12 protein-coding genes are annotated in these 14,310 nt (G+C 68.1%); 10 read left to right on the top strand and 2 right to left on the bottom strand.

Going from position 1 to position 14,310, the window contains the following annotated elements; genetic code table 11:
- Positions 1–102 precede the first annotated feature (102 nt).
- Together ilvA and BLU54_RS08780 are read right to left on the bottom strand one after the other, a co-directional pair.
- Positions 103–1,644, bottom strand: a complete 1,542-nt coding sequence (ilvA, locus tag BLU54_RS08785) for a threonine ammonia-lyase, biosynthetic (protein WP_091907126.1) — start codon at positions 1,642–1,644, stop codon at positions 103–105.
- Between the two features lie 157 nt (positions 1,645–1,801).
- The gene (locus tag BLU54_RS08780; protein WP_091907399.1) at positions 1,802–2,440 is read right to left on the bottom strand and encodes a nucleotidyltransferase family protein; all 639 of its coding nucleotides are present in this window, start codon (positions 2,438–2,440) and stop codon (positions 1,802–1,804) included.
- A 384-nt stretch (positions 2,441–2,824) separates the two neighbouring features.
- On the opposite strand from BLU54_RS08780, the gene BLU54_RS08770 reads away from it, so the two are divergent.
- From BLU54_RS08770 to BLU54_RS08725, 10 genes are all read left to right on the top strand, one after another.
- Positions 2,825–6,802: a DUF3683 domain-containing protein gene (locus tag BLU54_RS08770; RefSeq protein WP_091907122.1), complete on the top strand. Its 3,978-nt coding sequence runs from the start codon at positions 2,825–2,827 to the stop codon at positions 6,800–6,802.
- Complete coding sequence (locus BLU54_RS08765; RefSeq protein ID WP_091907120.1) at positions 6,799–7,227, top strand: HIT family protein; 429 nt, start codon at positions 6,799–6,801, stop codon at positions 7,225–7,227. Before BLU54_RS08770 ends, BLU54_RS08765 begins: the two co-directional genes overlap by 4 nt.
- Positions 7,228–7,414: 187 nt before the next feature.
- On the top strand, positions 7,415–7,876 hold the full coding sequence (locus BLU54_RS08760; RefSeq protein WP_091907118.1) for a gamma-butyrobetaine hydroxylase family protein: 462 nt from the start codon (positions 7,415–7,417) through the stop codon (positions 7,874–7,876).
- Positions 7,877–7,996: 120 nt separating this feature from the next.
- Positions 7,997–8,728, top strand: a complete 732-nt coding sequence (gene ubiE / locus BLU54_RS08755; protein WP_091907116.1) for a bifunctional demethylmenaquinone methyltransferase/2-methoxy-6-polyprenyl-1,4-benzoquinol methylase UbiE — start codon at positions 7,997–7,999, stop codon at positions 8,726–8,728.
- A gap of 33 nt (positions 8,729–8,761) precedes the next feature.
- On the top strand, positions 8,762–9,781 hold the full coding sequence (locus tag BLU54_RS08750; RefSeq protein WP_091907114.1) for a Tim44 domain-containing protein: 1,020 nt from the start codon (positions 8,762–8,764) through the stop codon (positions 9,779–9,781).
- A 203-nt stretch (positions 9,782–9,984) separates the two neighbouring features.
- Positions 9,985–10,704 carry a ubiquinone biosynthesis accessory factor UbiJ gene (locus tag BLU54_RS08745; protein ID WP_091907112.1) on the top strand — a complete coding sequence of 240 codons (720 nt, stop codon included), beginning with the start codon at positions 9,985–9,987 and terminating at the stop codon, positions 10,702–10,704.
- A 2-nt stretch (positions 10,705–10,706) separates the two neighbouring features.
- Positions 10,707–12,284: a ubiquinone biosynthesis regulatory protein kinase UbiB gene (gene ubiB / locus BLU54_RS08740; protein WP_091907110.1), complete on the top strand. Its 1,578-nt coding sequence runs from the start codon at positions 10,707–10,709 to the stop codon at positions 12,282–12,284.
- 14 nt (positions 12,285–12,298) lie between these two features.
- Positions 12,299–12,985 (top strand): class I SAM-dependent methyltransferase, encoded by a 687-nt coding sequence (locus tag BLU54_RS08735; RefSeq protein WP_091907108.1) that lies wholly within the window; start codon positions 12,299–12,301, stop codon positions 12,983–12,985.
- Between the two features lie 212 nt (positions 12,986–13,197).
- Entirely contained in the window at positions 13,198–13,605 is a 408-nt protein-coding gene (locus tag BLU54_RS08730) for an FmdB family zinc ribbon protein (protein ID WP_091907106.1), read from the top strand.
- A 48-nt stretch (positions 13,606–13,653) separates the two neighbouring features.
- A complete protein-coding gene (locus tag BLU54_RS08725; RefSeq protein WP_091907104.1) occupies positions 13,654–14,304 on the top strand; it encodes a DUF502 domain-containing protein in 651 nt (216 codons plus the stop codon).
- Positions 14,305–14,310: the final 6 nt, after the last annotated feature.

Here is a 14,310-nt window from a genome sequence, read left to right as displayed (position 1 = left end):
TGCCGGCTCGCGTCGGTTCTGCCGTTCCTTGCGTTCGCTCCGTTCCCGCCGGCCATGCGCCGCGGCGCTCGTTCGCGCGATGGCGCCGGCGCGGCCGATGAATCAACTTTGGCGGGCGGAACCACCGAGGAAGCAGCGGTAGGCCGGATTGTCGCTCTCGTTCCACCACGGGTAGCCGAGGTTCTTCAGGAAGCCGGCGAATTCCGCCGACTCGGCGGCCGGCACCTGCAGGCCGACCAGGATGCTGCTGTAGTCGGCGCCCTGGTTGCGATAGTGGAACAGGCTGATGTTCCAGTCGGGGGACATCGATGACAGGAAGCGCATCAGCGCACCGGGCCGTTCAGGAAATTCGAAGCGGTACAACAGTTCGTCGTGGGCGAGCGGCGAGTGGCCGCCGACCATGTAGCGCACGTGTTGCTTCGCCAGTTCGTCGCTGCTGAGGTCGACGGTCGGGAAGCCGGCCTGTTCGAACGCGGCGGCCAGCTCGGCGCGTTCGCCGCGGTTGCGGGTCTGGATGCCGACGAAGATGTGCGCCTTCTCCGGGTCGGCGATCCGATAGTTGAATTCGGTCACGCTGCGCTCGCCGACCAGGGCGCAGAAACGGCGGAAGCTGCCGCGCGCTTCCGGAATGGTCACCGCGAACACGGCTTCGCGGGCCTCGCCGACTTCCGCCCGTTCCGCGACGAAACGCATCCGGTCGAAATTGAGATTGGCGCCGGAATTGATCGCGACCAGTGTCGCGTCGCGCAGCCCCTCGCGCTCCACATAGGCTTTCAGCCCGGCCACGGCCAGCGCGCCCGCCGGTTCCACGAGGCTGCGCGTATCCGCGAAGATGTCCTTGATGGCCGCGCACAGCGCATCGGTGTCCACGCGGATCACCTCGTCGACGTGCGCCTGGCAGAGCCGGAAGGTTTCCTCGCCAACCAGCTTGACCGCGGTGCCGTCCGAGAACAGTCCGACCTCGTCCAGCGCGACGCGCGCCCCCAATTCCAGCGACCGCGCCATCGCGCATGAGTCTTCCGTCTGCACGCCGATCACCTTGGTGCCCGGCCGTACCGCCTTCACATAGGCCGACACGCCGGCGATCAGCCCGCCGCCGCCGATCGGCACGAAGACGGCCTCGATCGGCCCCTGGTGTTGCCGCAGAATCTCCATGCCGACGGTGCCGGCACCGGCAATCACGTCCTGATCGTCGAACGGATGCACGAAGGTCAGCCCGCGCTCGGCCTGCAGCTCCAGCGCGCGCGCGTACGCGTCCGAGTACGATTCGCCGGCCAGCACCACCTCGACCCACGCGCCGCCATGCGCGCGCACCGACTCGACCTTCACCGGCGGCGTCGTGACGGGCATCACGATGACGGCGGTGCAGCTCAGACGCGAGGCGGCCAGCGCCACGCCCTGCGCATGGTTGCCCGCGGAGGCCGCGAGCACGCCGCGCGCACGCTCGGCCTCGCCCAGCTGCGCCATCTTGTTGTAGGCGCCGCGCAGCTTGAACGAGAACACGCTCTGGTTGTCCTCGCGCTTGAGCAGAATCCGGTTGCCGAAGCGGGCGGACAGGTTGCGCGCGAAATCCAGCTCGGATTCGCGTGCAACGTCATAGACGCGGGCATTCAGGATCTTGCGGAGGTAGTCGGTGGCGGACATCGGCAGGGCGCTGCGTGCGGAAAAAGCAGCATGATAGCGCCTGCTGCCGTCAGGCCAGCCTTTGTACCTGCCCTTTATGCGGCCCTCTACCCCGCGCTCTATGCCGCCATGGCCGGCCGGTCGCGCGCGGCAAGGGGCGGAGGGGGCCGAGGGAGCGTCAGTGGGAGCGCTTGAGCAGATCGCGCGGCCGGTCGATGTCGCGGACCACGCCGCCATCGCGGGTGTTGAGCACTTCGACCGGATAGGAGGCGACCAGCGTGCGCGCGCCGATATCGCCATCGAGCAGCGCCAACGCCGGGCCGTGCGCGGCGCCGAACGCGACCGGATGGCCGCGTCGGCCCTCGAAGGCCGGGGCGACGATCGCGTCCTCGGTGGCGCAGGCCTGTGCGATCTGCTGGATGGTGGCGGGCGCGATCGACGGCATGTCCGCCAGCCCGACCACCCAGCCGCTCGGCGACGGGAAGGCGCGGATCGCCGCCGCGAGGCTGGCGCCCATGCCCCGCGCGCATTCCGCGGAAGTGAACACGTCGCAACCCGCGCGGCTGAGCCAGTCGGCCAGCGCGCCGTCGCCTTCGCGCACCACGGCCACCACCCGGGGCAGGGCGGCCCGCATGCGCCGCGCGGCGACGAAGGCGATCGGCAGGCCGGTTTCGGGACCGTCGGTGAGCGGGGCCAGCAATTTCGGGCCTTCGCCACCTGCTTCGGCGAAACGGCTGCCGGAACCGGCGGCAAGCAGGATGCCCAGCGGAACGGTCTGAGCGGCAGCGGCGGATGCGGGGGCGGACGACGGTTTCATCGCATCATTCTCGCCGATTCGCGGCCAACCGGCCATCGGGGAGCTTCCCCTAGGCACGGCGCGGGACGCACGCATGCCGGGCCGGCGCGGTCGCGGGGCTTGCAGTACAATCGCGCTTTCCTTTTTCGCGACGCGCCAGTCAATGCGCTCTCCGATCCGCCGATCGCTTCGCTCCCCGTTCGCTGGCGCTGCCGCCGCGGTGCCGGGCCGGGCACGATCGTGGCGCTGTCGTCGATCCCGCTGAGTTCCGCCGAGCCGTCGGCAACGGGTGGTGCACCGGTGACTGTTCCCGGTGTGTCGCATCCGTTTCCCGGCCGCTTTCCGTAGTGCCCAATGCGCCATCCGAGCGCAATGCCGGCCCGTCCGGCCCTCACAGTATCAAACATGAACGCTCCCCACGTCCTCGACCTGAACGGTGCGCTTGCCGACGCGCACGACGAGCCCCGGCTGCGCGAAATCCCGTACAACTACACCTCGTTCTCGGACCGCGAGATCGTCATGCGCCTGCTGGGCGACGATGCCTGGCAGACGGTGGCGGAGCTGCGCGCGGAGCGCAACACCGGCCGCTCGGCGCGGATGCTCTACGAGGTGTTGGGCGACATCTGGGCAGTCAAGCGCAACCCGTATCTGCAGGACGACCTGCTCGACAATCCGCGGCGCCGCGCCGCGCTGACCGACGCAATGCATCACCGGCTCGGCGAGATCGCCAAGCGACGCGACGCGGACCTGGCCAGCCACGCGGACGTGGCGGGTCGCGAACGCGCGGGACGCGTCGAGGTGCTGCTCGCTGCCGCGCGTGCGGCGGTCGACCTGTTCGCGCGCGAATTCGAGACCACCGCCGAGTTGCGCCGCCGCGCGGTGAAGGCGTTCGCGAAAGTCACGCGGCGCGACAACGTCAAGTTCGACGGCCTGTCGCGCGTGTCGCATGTAACCGATGCCACCGACTGGCGCGTCGAGTTTCCGTTCGTCGTGTTGACGCCGGACACTGAAAACGAGATGGCGGCGCTGGTCAAGACCTGCTTCGAACTGGGTCTGACCGTGATCCCGCGCGGCGGCGGCACCGGCTACACCGGCGGCGTGCTGCCGCTCACGCCCTTCTCGGCGGTGATCAACACCGAGAAGCTCGAAACCCTGGGCGCGGTCGAGATGACGCTGCTGCCCGGCGTTTCGCAGCCGGTCGCCACGATCTTTTCGGGCGCGGGCGTGGTCACGCGGCGCGTGGCCGAGGCGGCCGACCAGGCCGGCTTCGTGTTCGCCGTCGATCCGACGTCGATCGATGCCTCGTGCATCGGCGGCAATATCGCGATGAACGCCGGCGGCAAGAAGGCGGTGCTGTGGGGCACGGCGCTGGACAACCTGGCGTGGTGGCGGATGGTCGATCCGAACGGCGACTGGCTCGAAGTCACGCGGATGGATCACAACCTCGGCAAGATCCACGATGTCGACGTCGCCACCTTCGAGCTCGTCTGGTACGACGGCAGGCACGCGCCCGGCGAGAAGCGGCTGCGCGCGGAGACGCTGCGGATCGAGGGCCGGCGCTTTCGCAAGGAAGGCCTCGGCAAGGACGTGACCGACAAGTTCCTCGCCGGGCTGCCCGGCGTGCAGAAGGAGGGTTGCGACGGTCTCATCACCAGCGGCCGCTGGATCCTGCACAAGATGCCGGCCCACACGCGCACCGTCTGTCTCGAATTCTTCGGGCAGGCGCGCGACGCCATTCCGTCGATCGTCGAGATCAAGGATTACCTGTTCCAGACCGCGAAGGCGGGCGGCGCGATCCTGGCGGGCCTCGAACACCTGGACGAACGCTATCTGCGCGCGGTCGGCTACGCGACCAAGTCCAAGCGCAATGCCTTCCCGAAGATGGTGCTGATCGGCGACATCGTCGGCGACGACGCCGACGCCGTCGCGCTTGCGACCTCCGAGGTCGTGCGCATGGCCAACGGCAAGAGCGGCGAGGGCTTCGTGGCGGTCAGTCCGGAGGCACGCAAGCGCTTCTGGCTCGACCGCTCCCGCACCGCAGCCATTGCGAAGCACACCAACGCGTTCAAGATCAACGAGGACGTCGTCATCCCGCTGGACCGGATGGACCAGTACACCGACGGCATCGAGCGCATCAATATCGAGCTGTCGCTGAAGAACAAGCTGGCGATCCTGGCCGCGCTGCGGCAGTTCTTCGCGGCGGGCAACCTGCCGCTGGGCAAGAGCGACGACGCCAACGACATTCCGAGCGCCGAGCTGCTGGAGGACCGCGTGGCCCAGGCGCTGGCGCTGCTCGACGCGGTCGACCGGCGCTGGCAATACCTGCGCGACCATCTCGATACGCCGCTGGCCGAGGCGCGCGCCGCGCTGGATACGCTCGGTTACGCTGACCACGCGGCGGCGTTCGAGGCGCGCCAGGCACAGCAGCCGGGCGCCCGCCTGTTCGACCTAGTGCAGGATCGGACCATTCGCGCGTCGTGGAAGGCCGAGTTGCGCGCCCAGTTGCGGCAGATCTTTGCCGGCGGGGAATTCAAGCCCATCCTCGACGAGGCACAGGCCATCCAGAAGCGCGTGCTGCGCGGCCGCGTGTTCGTGGCGCTGCACATGCACGCCGGCGACGGCAATGTTCACACGAATCTGCCGGTCAACTCCGACAACTACGCGATGTTGCAGGACGCCCATGCCGCGGTGGCCCGCATCATGGCGCTGGCGCGCGCGCTCGGCGGCGTCATCTCGGGCGAGCACGGCATTGGCGTGACCAAGCTCGAATTCCTCACCGACGACGAGATCGCCGCGTTCCGCGACTACAAGCGGCGCGTCGATCCGGAAGGGCGCTTCAACAAGGGCAAGCTGCTCGAAGGCGCCGATCTGCGCAACGCCTACACGCCGAGCTTCGGTCTGATGGGCTACGAATCGCTGTTGATGCAGCGCTCGGAGATCGGCGCGATCGCCGACAGCATCAAGGACTGTCTGCGTTGCGGGAAGTGCAAGCCGGTGTGCGCGACGCATGTGCCGCGCGCCAACCTGTTGTACAGCCCGCGCAACAAGATCCTCGCGACCTCGCTGCTGATCGAGGCCTTCCTCTACGAGGAGCAGACGCGCCGCGGCATCTCGATCCGTCACTGGGACGAGTTCACCGACGTGGCCGACCATTGCACGGTCTGCCACAAGTGCGCGACGCCGTGCCCGGTGAAGATCGACTTCGGCGACGTGTCGATGAACATGCGCAATCTGCTGCGCAAGATGGGCAAGAAGAAATTCAATCCGGGCGCGGCCGCCGGCATGTTCTTCCTGAACGCGACCAACCCGCGCACCATCGACTTCACGCGGCAGTTGATGCTGAAGTGGGGCTACAAGGCGCAGCGCGCCGGCAACGACGTGCTGAAGAAGCTGGCGCGCAAGCAGACCGCGCACCCGCCCGCGACGGTCGGCCGCGCGCCGGTGGTCGAGCAGGTCGTGCACTTCGTGAACAAGAAGATGCCGGGCAATCTGCCGAAGAAGACGGCCCGCGCGCTGCTCGACATCGAGGACAACAAGATCGTCCCGATCATCCGCAACCCGAAGTCGACCACGGCGGACACCGAGGCGGTGTTCTACTTCCCGGGCTGCGGCTCGGAGCGGCTGTTCTCGCAGGTGGGGCTGGCGACGCAGGCGATGTTGTGGCACGTCGGCGTGCAGACGGTGCTGCCGCCCGGCTATCTGTGCTGCGGCTACCCGCAGCGCGGCAGCGGCCAGTTCGACAAGGCCGAGCAGATGATCACGGACAACCGCGTGCTGTTCCACCGCGTCGCCAACACGCTGAACTACCTCGACATCAAGACCGTGGTGGTGTCGTGCGGCACCTGTTACGACCAGCTCGCCGGCTACGAATTCGAGAAGATCTTCCCGGGTTGCCGCATCATCGACATCCACGAGTTCCTGCTGGAAAAGGGGCAGCGGCTGACCGGCGTGACTGGGCAGCGTTACATGTACCACGACCCCTGCCACACGCCGATCAAGACCATCGAACCGCTGAAGCTGGTCAATGCGCTGATGGGCAGCGAAACCGGCGCGCCGAAGATCGAGAAGAACGACCGGTGCTGCGGCGAGTCCGGTACGTTTGCGGTGACGCGCCCCGACGTGTCGACGCAGGTGCGGTTCCGCAAGGAAGAGGAAATGCGCAAGGGCGCGGCGAAGGTCCGGGCCGACGGCTTCGACGGGCCGGTGAAGGTGCTGACCAGCTGCCCGTCGTGCCTGCAGGGTCTGTCGCGTTATGGCGAGGATGCGGCGGTCGAGGCGGATTACATCGTCGTCGAGATGGCCCGCCACGTATTGGGCGAAAACTGGATGGCGGACTATGTCGGCCGCGCCAACGACGGCGGCATCGAGCGGGTGCTGGTATGAGCGGTTGCCCGTTGTGCGAGACGGACGGCGGCACGGTGCTGTGGCGCGGCGAGCGACTGCGCGTGATCCTGGCCGACGAGCCCGACTATCCCGGCTTGTGCCGGGTGATCTGGGATGCCCACGTCGCCGAGGCGTCGGACCTGCCGCGCGATGATCAGGCCCACATGCTGGACGTGGTGATGGCGGTTGAACGGGCGGCGCGCGCAGTCATGGCGTGCGACAAGATCAACCTGGCCGCACTGGGCAACATGGTGCCGCACCTGCACTGGCACGTCATCCCGCGCTACCGCGACGACCGGCACTTCCCGCAGGCGATCTGGGCCGCGCCGGTGCGGGATGTGGCGCCGGAAATCCTGGCCGCACGCCGGGCGCGCGCCAGCGATCTGCGCGCGGCAGTCGTGGCAGAATTGCATGAGTGGCGCTAGCCGGCGAGCCTGGGCATGCGGCCTTTGTGGCGAAGTGGCAACTGAGCCGCACTGAAGCCGCAGTTGAGCCGCAACTGGGCCGCAACTGAGCCGCGCCGATGTGCTGCAGCCCGCGCAGGCCGGCCGCAGCCATTCCTTTTTCAGTCCGCGGCCCGCCGCGTCGTGGACGATCACCGAGTGAGCCGTCATGGCAGGTTTGTCCAACGATACGCCGGTGCCGACCGGCCTGGTGCTGCATCGCCAATCCCGTGCGCTCGAACTCCAATACGAGGACGGGCGGGTGTTCCGGCTGCCGTGCGAATTCCTGCGCGTCTATTCGCCCTCCGCGGAGGTGGTCGGTCACGGTCCCGGGCAGGAGACGCTGCAGACGGGCAAGCGCGAGGTGTCGATCGACGCGATCGAACCGGTCGGCAACTATGCGATCAAGCCGGTCTTTTCGGACGGCCATGCGTCGGGCCTGTATTCCTGGGACTATCTTTACAATCTGGCGATCCGCCGCGAGGCGCTCTGGCAGCAGTATCTGGATCGCCTGCAGGCCGCCGGCGCGAGCCGCGAGCCGCTGGAGCCGGCGCGCGTCAGCGGTACCGGTGGCGCCCCGGCCCCGGCGAACGCCGCGGGCGGCTGCGGCAGCGGCTGCGGCTGCCACTGAGGCTGCGGCCAGCACCGAGGCCACGGAAGCCACTGAGGCCGGCAGGACTGCCTGCCCCGATGCCGCGCCGGCGTGCGGCACCGGGCGCATGGCGTGGACGACACGACAAGGACAACAGCAATGAGCAAGACGCACTTCGGGTATCAGACGGTTGATGAAGACGAAAAGGCGCAGAAGGTCGCCGGGGTGTTTCATTCCGTCGCAGGCAAGTACGACCTGATGAACGATCTGATGTCCGGCGGGCTGCACCGGATGTGGAAGGCGTTCACGATCGGGCAGGCCGCGGTGCGTCCGGGCCAGAAGGTGCTCGACATTGCAGGCGGCACCGGCGACCTCGCCAAGGCGTTCGCGCGGCAGGCCGGTCCGGATGGCGAGGTCTGGCTGTCGGACATCAACGGCTCGATGCTGCGCGTCGGCCGCGACCGCCTGCTCGACGCTGGCGTGGTGACGCCGGTAGTGCTTTGCGACGCGGAGAAAATTCCCTTTCCCGACAACCACTTCGATCTGGTGACGGTGGCTTTCGGGCTGCGCAACATGACTCACAAGGACCAGGCGCTGGCTGAGATGCACCGTGTCGTGAAGCCCGGCGGCAAGGTCATGGTGCTCGAATTCTCGAAGGTCTGGAAGCCGCTGGCGCAGGCCTACGACCTGTATTCGTTCAGGGTCCTGCCGTGGCTCGGCAGCCGTTTCGCCGGCGATGCCGACAGCTATCGTTATCTCGCCGAGTCGATCCGGATGCACCCGGATCAGGAAACACTCAAAAAAATGATGGAACAAGCTGGACTGGAGCGCGTCAAATATTACAATCTGTCAGGTGGCGTCGTTGCGCTGCATGTTGGCGTTAAATTCTGACGGTTCGTTCCCAACCTTTTGAGGGTTTCCAGGATGTCCATTTCAAAGACGGTACACAGACGCGGCTGGCGCGGCGCGCTCGCTTCCCGGCTCGGCGCGCTGGCCGTGGCCGGCTTTGTCGCGATGACGATGTTGCCGACGCACGCCGATGCCAAGCGGCTCGGCGGCGGCCGCAGCTTCGGACACCAGTCGAATTCGGTGTCGCAGCAATACCGCGCGCCGGCCACGCAGCCGACGCGTCCCGCGCAGCAGGCCGCGCCGGCTGCGGCACCCGCCACGCCGGCCCCGCAGCCCGCGCGCAATCGCTGGCTCGGCCCGATCGCCGGCCTCGCCGCGGGGCTGGGCATCGCCGCGCTGCTGTCGCACTTCGGTCTCGGCGGCGCGTTCGCCGGCGCGATGGCGAACCTGATCGTGATCGCGATCATCGCGTTCGCGGTCATCTGGCTGGTGCGCCGCTTCATGCGCCGTCGCGAGCCGCAGCCGGCCTACGGCGCCGCGGGCGGCGCCGCTTACGGCCGTCAGGACGATGCACCGTCCTACGGCGCGACGCGTGCCGACGGTGGCTACCAGACGCCGGCCTCGCTCGGCGCGGGCATGGGCGCGGGTGCGGGCACGGGCGCATTCGGCGGCGCGACGGCTGCCACCGCCGCGGCCCAACCGTGGGGCGTGCCGGCCGATTTCGACCGGGACGCGTTCCTGCGCAACGCGAAGGTTCACTTCATCCGCCTGCAGGCGGCCTGGGACGAAGGCAACCTGGATGACATCCGGGAGTTCACGACGCCGGAAATGTTCGCCGACACGCGGGTCGAACTCGCGTCGCGCGGCACCTCGCCGAATCGGACCGATGTCGTCCGCCTGGACGCGGAACTGCTCGGCATCGAGGAGCGCAACGACCAGTACATCGCCAGCGTGCGCTACACCGGCCTGATCCGCGAGGAGAAGGATGCCGCCGCGGAGCCGCTCGACGAGGTCTGGAACCTGGCACGCCGCAAGGGTGGCGGTGAAGGCTGGCTGCTGGCCGGCATTCAACAGGCCGACGGCACCGCGCACTGACGGCCCACCGACGGCGAAGTGCCCTACAATAGAAGCCCGCTGCGAGATGCTCGCAGCGGGCTTTTTTATCGGACGCCGCGTCCGTGCAGGACCGGCGCAAGCCGGGTCGTGGCCAACAGTGCCTGCGCGCCACTCCGGCATCGATGCCGGGCGTCGTGCCAGACCCAGCCGGCCGTCTCTGCACCGAATCCCAAGCTGATGCAATGAGTCTTGCCGCCCAGTCGTTTTCCGCCGCAGTCAACCACCTGCTGGCCCGCGAAGCGTGGGCCAGCGCCGAGCTGGCCCGTTTCGCCGGCAAGCGCGCGCGCCTGGTCGCCGCCCCTGTCGAACTGCGCGTCGCGGTCGAGGCCGACGGCCGGCTGCGGCCGGTCGAGCACGAGGACGAGGCGCCGGCCGACGTAACCATTTCAGTGGGTGGCGACGCCTATCCGGCCTTCCTGCAGGGCGGCCGCCCGGCCGCGATGCGGCATGTGCGCATCGAAGGCGATGCCGAATTCGCCGCCACCATCGGCAAGCTTGCCGAACGCCTGCGTTGGGAGCCGGAGGCGGACCTGGCCAACCTCGTCGGCGACGGTCCGGCACATCGGCTGGGCAGCCTCGGCCGCACGGCGCTGGAGCATGCGCTGCGCGTCGGGCGCGGCTTTGCCGGCGCGGCCGCCGATTACCTGCTCGACGAGAATCCGCACCTGGTGCGCGTGCAGGCCTTGCAGGCGGTGCAGGACGAGCTGGCCGACGCGCGCGACGAAGTGGCCCGTCTGGAGAAACGTATCGAGAAGCTGGAACGGCACTTCGCGGCCGCCGGCGCGCGGCCGAGCGGCCGCCACCCCACGTCCTCCGTGTCTGCTGCGCCGCTGGCGCGCATCGATCAGCCGGAGGCGGTGCCGCAGTTGCCGGCGGACGCCTCGAAGCCGTCGGAACTGTAAACATGCGTAGCCCGCGCCTCTGGAAGATCTTTCTCACCTTCATCCGCTTCGGCCTCGACGAGGTCATGCTGTCAGGGTTCCGGCACCGTCGGATCAAGCTGCTGGTGCGCGCGCTGACGATCGGCCGCAATTTCGAGCAGCCGCGCGGCGTGCGGCTGCGTCTCGCGCTCGAAAGCCTGGGCCCGATCTTCGTCAAGTTCGGCCAGGTGCTGTCGACGCGGCGCGACCTGCTGCCGCCCGACATCGCGATCGAACTGGCCAAGCTGCAGGACCAGGTGCCGCCATTCGATTCCGCGCTCGCGGTGGCGCTGATCGAGAAGTCGCTGGGCCGGCCGATCGACGCGTTGTTCGACGACTTCGAGCGCATTCCGGTGGCCAGCGCGTCGATTGCGCAGGTGCACTTCGCGAAGATCAAACTCGGCGAGCACGCCGGCAAGCCGGTCGCAATCAAGGTCATGCGCCCCAACATGCTGCCGGTGATCGACAGCGACCTGTCGCTGATGGCCGACGTCGCGTCGTTGATCGAGCGCTTGTGGTCGGATGGCAAGCGGCTGCGGCCGCGCGAGGTGGTTGCCGAGTTCGACAAGTACCTGCATGACGAACTCGACCTGATGCGCGAGGCGGCCAACGCCAGTCAGCTGCGCCGCAACTTCGCGGCCAGCGATCTGCTGCTGGTGCCGGAGATGTACTGGGACTACTGCACCCCGACGGTACTGGTGATGGAGCGCATGGACGGTGTGCCGATCAGCCAGACCGACACGCTGCGCGCCGCGGGCGTCGATATTCCGCGCCTGGCACGGGAAGGAGTCGAGATCTTCTTCACGCAGGTGTTCCGCGACGGTTTCTTCCACGCCGACATGCACCCGGGCAACATCCAGGTGAGCCTCGCGCCCGATACCTTCGGCCGCTACATCGCGCTCGACTTCGGCATCGTCGGCGCCTTGTCCGACTACGACAAGAACTATCTGGCGCAGAACCTTCTCGCGTTCTTCAAGCGCGACTACCACCGCGTCGCGATGCTCCACCTCGAATCCGGCTGGGTGCCGCCGGCGACGCGCGTCGAGGAACTGGAAGGCGCGATCCGGGCAGTGTGCGAACCGTATTTCGACAAGGCGCTGAAGGACATCTCGCTGGGCCAGGTACTGATGCGGCTATTCCAGACCTCGCGGCGCTTCCAGGTCGAAATCCAGCCGCAGCTGGTGCTGCTGCAGAAGACCCTGCTGAACGTCGAGGGTCTGGGCCGGGATCTCGATCCGGAGCTGGATCTCTGGAAGACCGCCAAGCCCTACCTGGAACGGTGGATGAACGAGCAGGTGGGCTGGCGTGGCTGGTATGAACGCCTGAAATACGAAGTGCCGCAATGGAGCAAGACGCTGCCTCAGGTGCCGCGCCTGATCCACCATGCGCTGGCCGAGATGCAGGACCGGCGCGGCGGCTACGGCAACGACGCGCTGCTGCGCACCCTGGTCGTCGAGCAGCAACGCACGAATCGCCTGCTGCGCGGCATGATCGTGTTCGGACTGGCGGTCGGCGCCGGCATCGTGCTTACGCAGATCTGGCTGGGTTATACATTCGGCTGAGCGAGGGCCGTGCGATGAGCGATCCTGAAATCCCGGGCAAACGCCAGCCGGCGACGGCGCGCTTCGAGACGCGCGACAGTGCCGAGCCGCGCTTCTGGGACGAACGCGTGGCTCGCGGCTTCATGCCATGGGATGCCGATGCGGTGCCCGAGGATTTCATCGCCTTTGCGCGGTCGCTGACGCCGGTGCCGACGGTGATTCCGGGCTGCGGGATCGCGCACGAGGCGATATGGCTGGCGCAGCACGACTGGCCGGTGGCGGCGTTCGATTTCAGCGCGACCACGGTGCGCGCGGCGCGCGCGGTGGCCACGGCGCGCCTTGGCCCGGCCAGCGAAGGCGACGGCAGTGCCGACGGGGGCGAGCGCGTGGCCCGCTTGATCGTCCAGGCCGATTTCTTCGAATGGACGCCGCCGGCGCCGCCCGGCTGGGTGTACGAGCGCGCATTCCTGTGCGCGTTGCCGCCGCGGTTGCGCGACGCCTATGCGGCGCGGCTCGCAAGCTGGCTGGCGCCTGGCGCGCTGCTGGCCGGCTACTTCCTGGTCGGCGAAGAGGGGCGCGGGCCGCCGTTCCCGATGCCGGAAGCCGCCTTGCACGCGCTGTTGACGCCGGCCTTCGAGCTGGTCGAGCACCGCGTTCCGGTCCGCTCGCTGCCGGTGTTCGGCAGCGGCGAGCGATGGATGGTCTGGCGCCGACGCGTCTAGCGCACCGGCGCGGCGCGGTTGTCGCGGGCGGCGCACCGGTCCGACGCCGACCGCGAACGAGGCAGCGGCCGGCATTCAGGACTTGAATAAAGAGCAGTCGGCTATAATTCAAGGCTTTGCGCACCCGTGCGGTCGTTGCCGCGCGTCTGGCCCGGGCCGGTGGTGCGCGCGTTGTCCTGAATCTCCGCCTACGCGAATTCGATTGAACCGCCATGCCTATCTATGCCTATCGCTGTGAGTCCTGCGGTTTCGAGAAGGATGTCCTGCAAAAGATGTCCGATGCGCCGCTCACGGTCTGCCCGCAGTGTCATGCCGACGCGTTCCGCAAGCAGGTGACCGCGGCCGGGTTCCAATTGAAGGGTTCCGGCTGGTACGTCACCGATTTCCGGGACAGCGGCAAGAAGTCCGGCAGCGGCAACGCGGCCAGCACGGGCAAGACCGAGCCGGCGAAGAGCGAGGGCGGGAAGAACGACGCGAGCGGCGGCGATGCCGGCAAGTCCGCTGCGCCAGGCAGCGCGAGCGGCACCGCGTCGGCCGGCGGCACGTCGACGGGTTCCGGTACTTCGGGCACGTCGGGCGCCTCCGGTACGTCATCGTCCACGCCGACGACATCCGCCTGAGCGGCGCGGCCGATCGATCCCGATCGCGCCTAGCTGCGACTGCAGACCATGACCACCGTCAAACCCAAGAAGACGCTCAAGACCTATTTCCTCACCGGCCTGCTGGTGGTGGTGCCGCTCGCGATCACGTTGTGGGTGCTGGGTCTGGTAATCGGCACGCTGGACCAGTCGATGACGCTGCTGCCGGGCGCGTGGCAGTCCGAGCGCCTGCTCGGCTTCCACCTGCCAGGGCTTGGCGCGCTGCTGACCGTGGCCTTCGTGCTGCTCGTCGGCCTGCTGGCGCACAACTTCATCGGCCAGACGCTGGTCAAGTGGTGGGACTGGCTGCTCAAGCACATTCCGATCGTCGGGCCGATCTATGCCAGCGTCAAGCAGGTGTCGGACACGCTGCTGGCGGGCAACGGCAATGCGTTTCGCAAGGCATTGCTGATCGAGTACCCGCGGCCCGGCGTCTATACGATCGCGTTCCTGACCGGTGCGCCGAGCGGGGACGTCGCGCAGCATCTGCAAGGCGACTACGTCAGCGTGTATGTGCCGACCTCGCCGAATCCGACCTCCGGCTTCTTTCTGATGCTGCCGCGTTCGGACACCGTCGAGCTCGACATGAGCGTGGACGCGGCGCTGAAATACATCGTCTCGATGGGCGTGGTCACGCCGCTGCCACCATCGCGCGGCCAGCCGCTGGAGCCACCGCTGTGACGTTTC

It is taken from the genome of Chitinasiproducens palmae, from assembly GCF_900095735.1.
GTDB lineage: Bacteria > Pseudomonadota > Gammaproteobacteria > Burkholderiales > Burkholderiaceae > Chitinasiproducens > Chitinasiproducens palmae.
This window is presented reverse-complemented; position numbering and strand designations above follow the sequence as displayed.

What these genes read in the sequence shown, in the direction of transcription:
- BLU54_RS08780 (WP_091907399.1), bottom strand. Translation starts at nt 2,440, where the DNA reads ATGAAACCGTCGTCCGCCCCCGCATCCGCCGCTGCCGCTCAGACCGTT.
- BLU54_RS08770 (WP_091907122.1), top strand. Translation starts at nt 2,825, where the DNA reads ATGAACGCTCCCCACGTCCTCGACCTGAACGGTGCGCTTGCCGACGCG.
- BLU54_RS08735 (WP_091907108.1), top strand. Translation starts at nt 12,299, where the DNA reads ATGAGCGATCCTGAAATCCCGGGCAAACGCCAGCCGGCGACGGCGCGC.
- BLU54_RS08730 (WP_091907106.1), top strand. Translation starts at nt 13,198, where the DNA reads ATGCCTATCTATGCCTATCGCTGTGAGTCCTGCGGTTTCGAGAAGGAT.
- ilvA (WP_091907126.1), bottom strand. Translation starts at nt 1,644, where the DNA reads ATGTCCGCCACCGACTACCTCCGCAAGATCCTGAATGCCCGCGTCTAT.
- ubiE (WP_091907116.1), top strand. Translation starts at nt 7,997, where the DNA reads ATGAGCAAGACGCACTTCGGGTATCAGACGGTTGATGAAGACGAAAAG.
- BLU54_RS08760 (WP_091907118.1), top strand. Translation starts at nt 7,415, where the DNA reads ATGGCAGGTTTGTCCAACGATACGCCGGTGCCGACCGGCCTGGTGCTG.
- BLU54_RS08750 (WP_091907114.1), top strand. Translation starts at nt 8,762, where the DNA reads ATGTCCATTTCAAAGACGGTACACAGACGCGGCTGGCGCGGCGCGCTC.
- BLU54_RS08765 (WP_091907120.1), top strand. Translation starts at nt 6,799, where the DNA reads ATGAGCGGTTGCCCGTTGTGCGAGACGGACGGCGGCACGGTGCTGTGG.
- ubiB (WP_091907110.1), top strand. Translation starts at nt 10,707, where the DNA reads ATGCGTAGCCCGCGCCTCTGGAAGATCTTTCTCACCTTCATCCGCTTC.
- BLU54_RS08725 (WP_091907104.1), top strand. Translation starts at nt 13,654, where the DNA reads ATGACCACCGTCAAACCCAAGAAGACGCTCAAGACCTATTTCCTCACC.
- BLU54_RS08745 (WP_091907112.1), top strand. Translation starts at nt 9,985, where the DNA reads ATGAGTCTTGCCGCCCAGTCGTTTTCCGCCGCAGTCAACCACCTGCTG.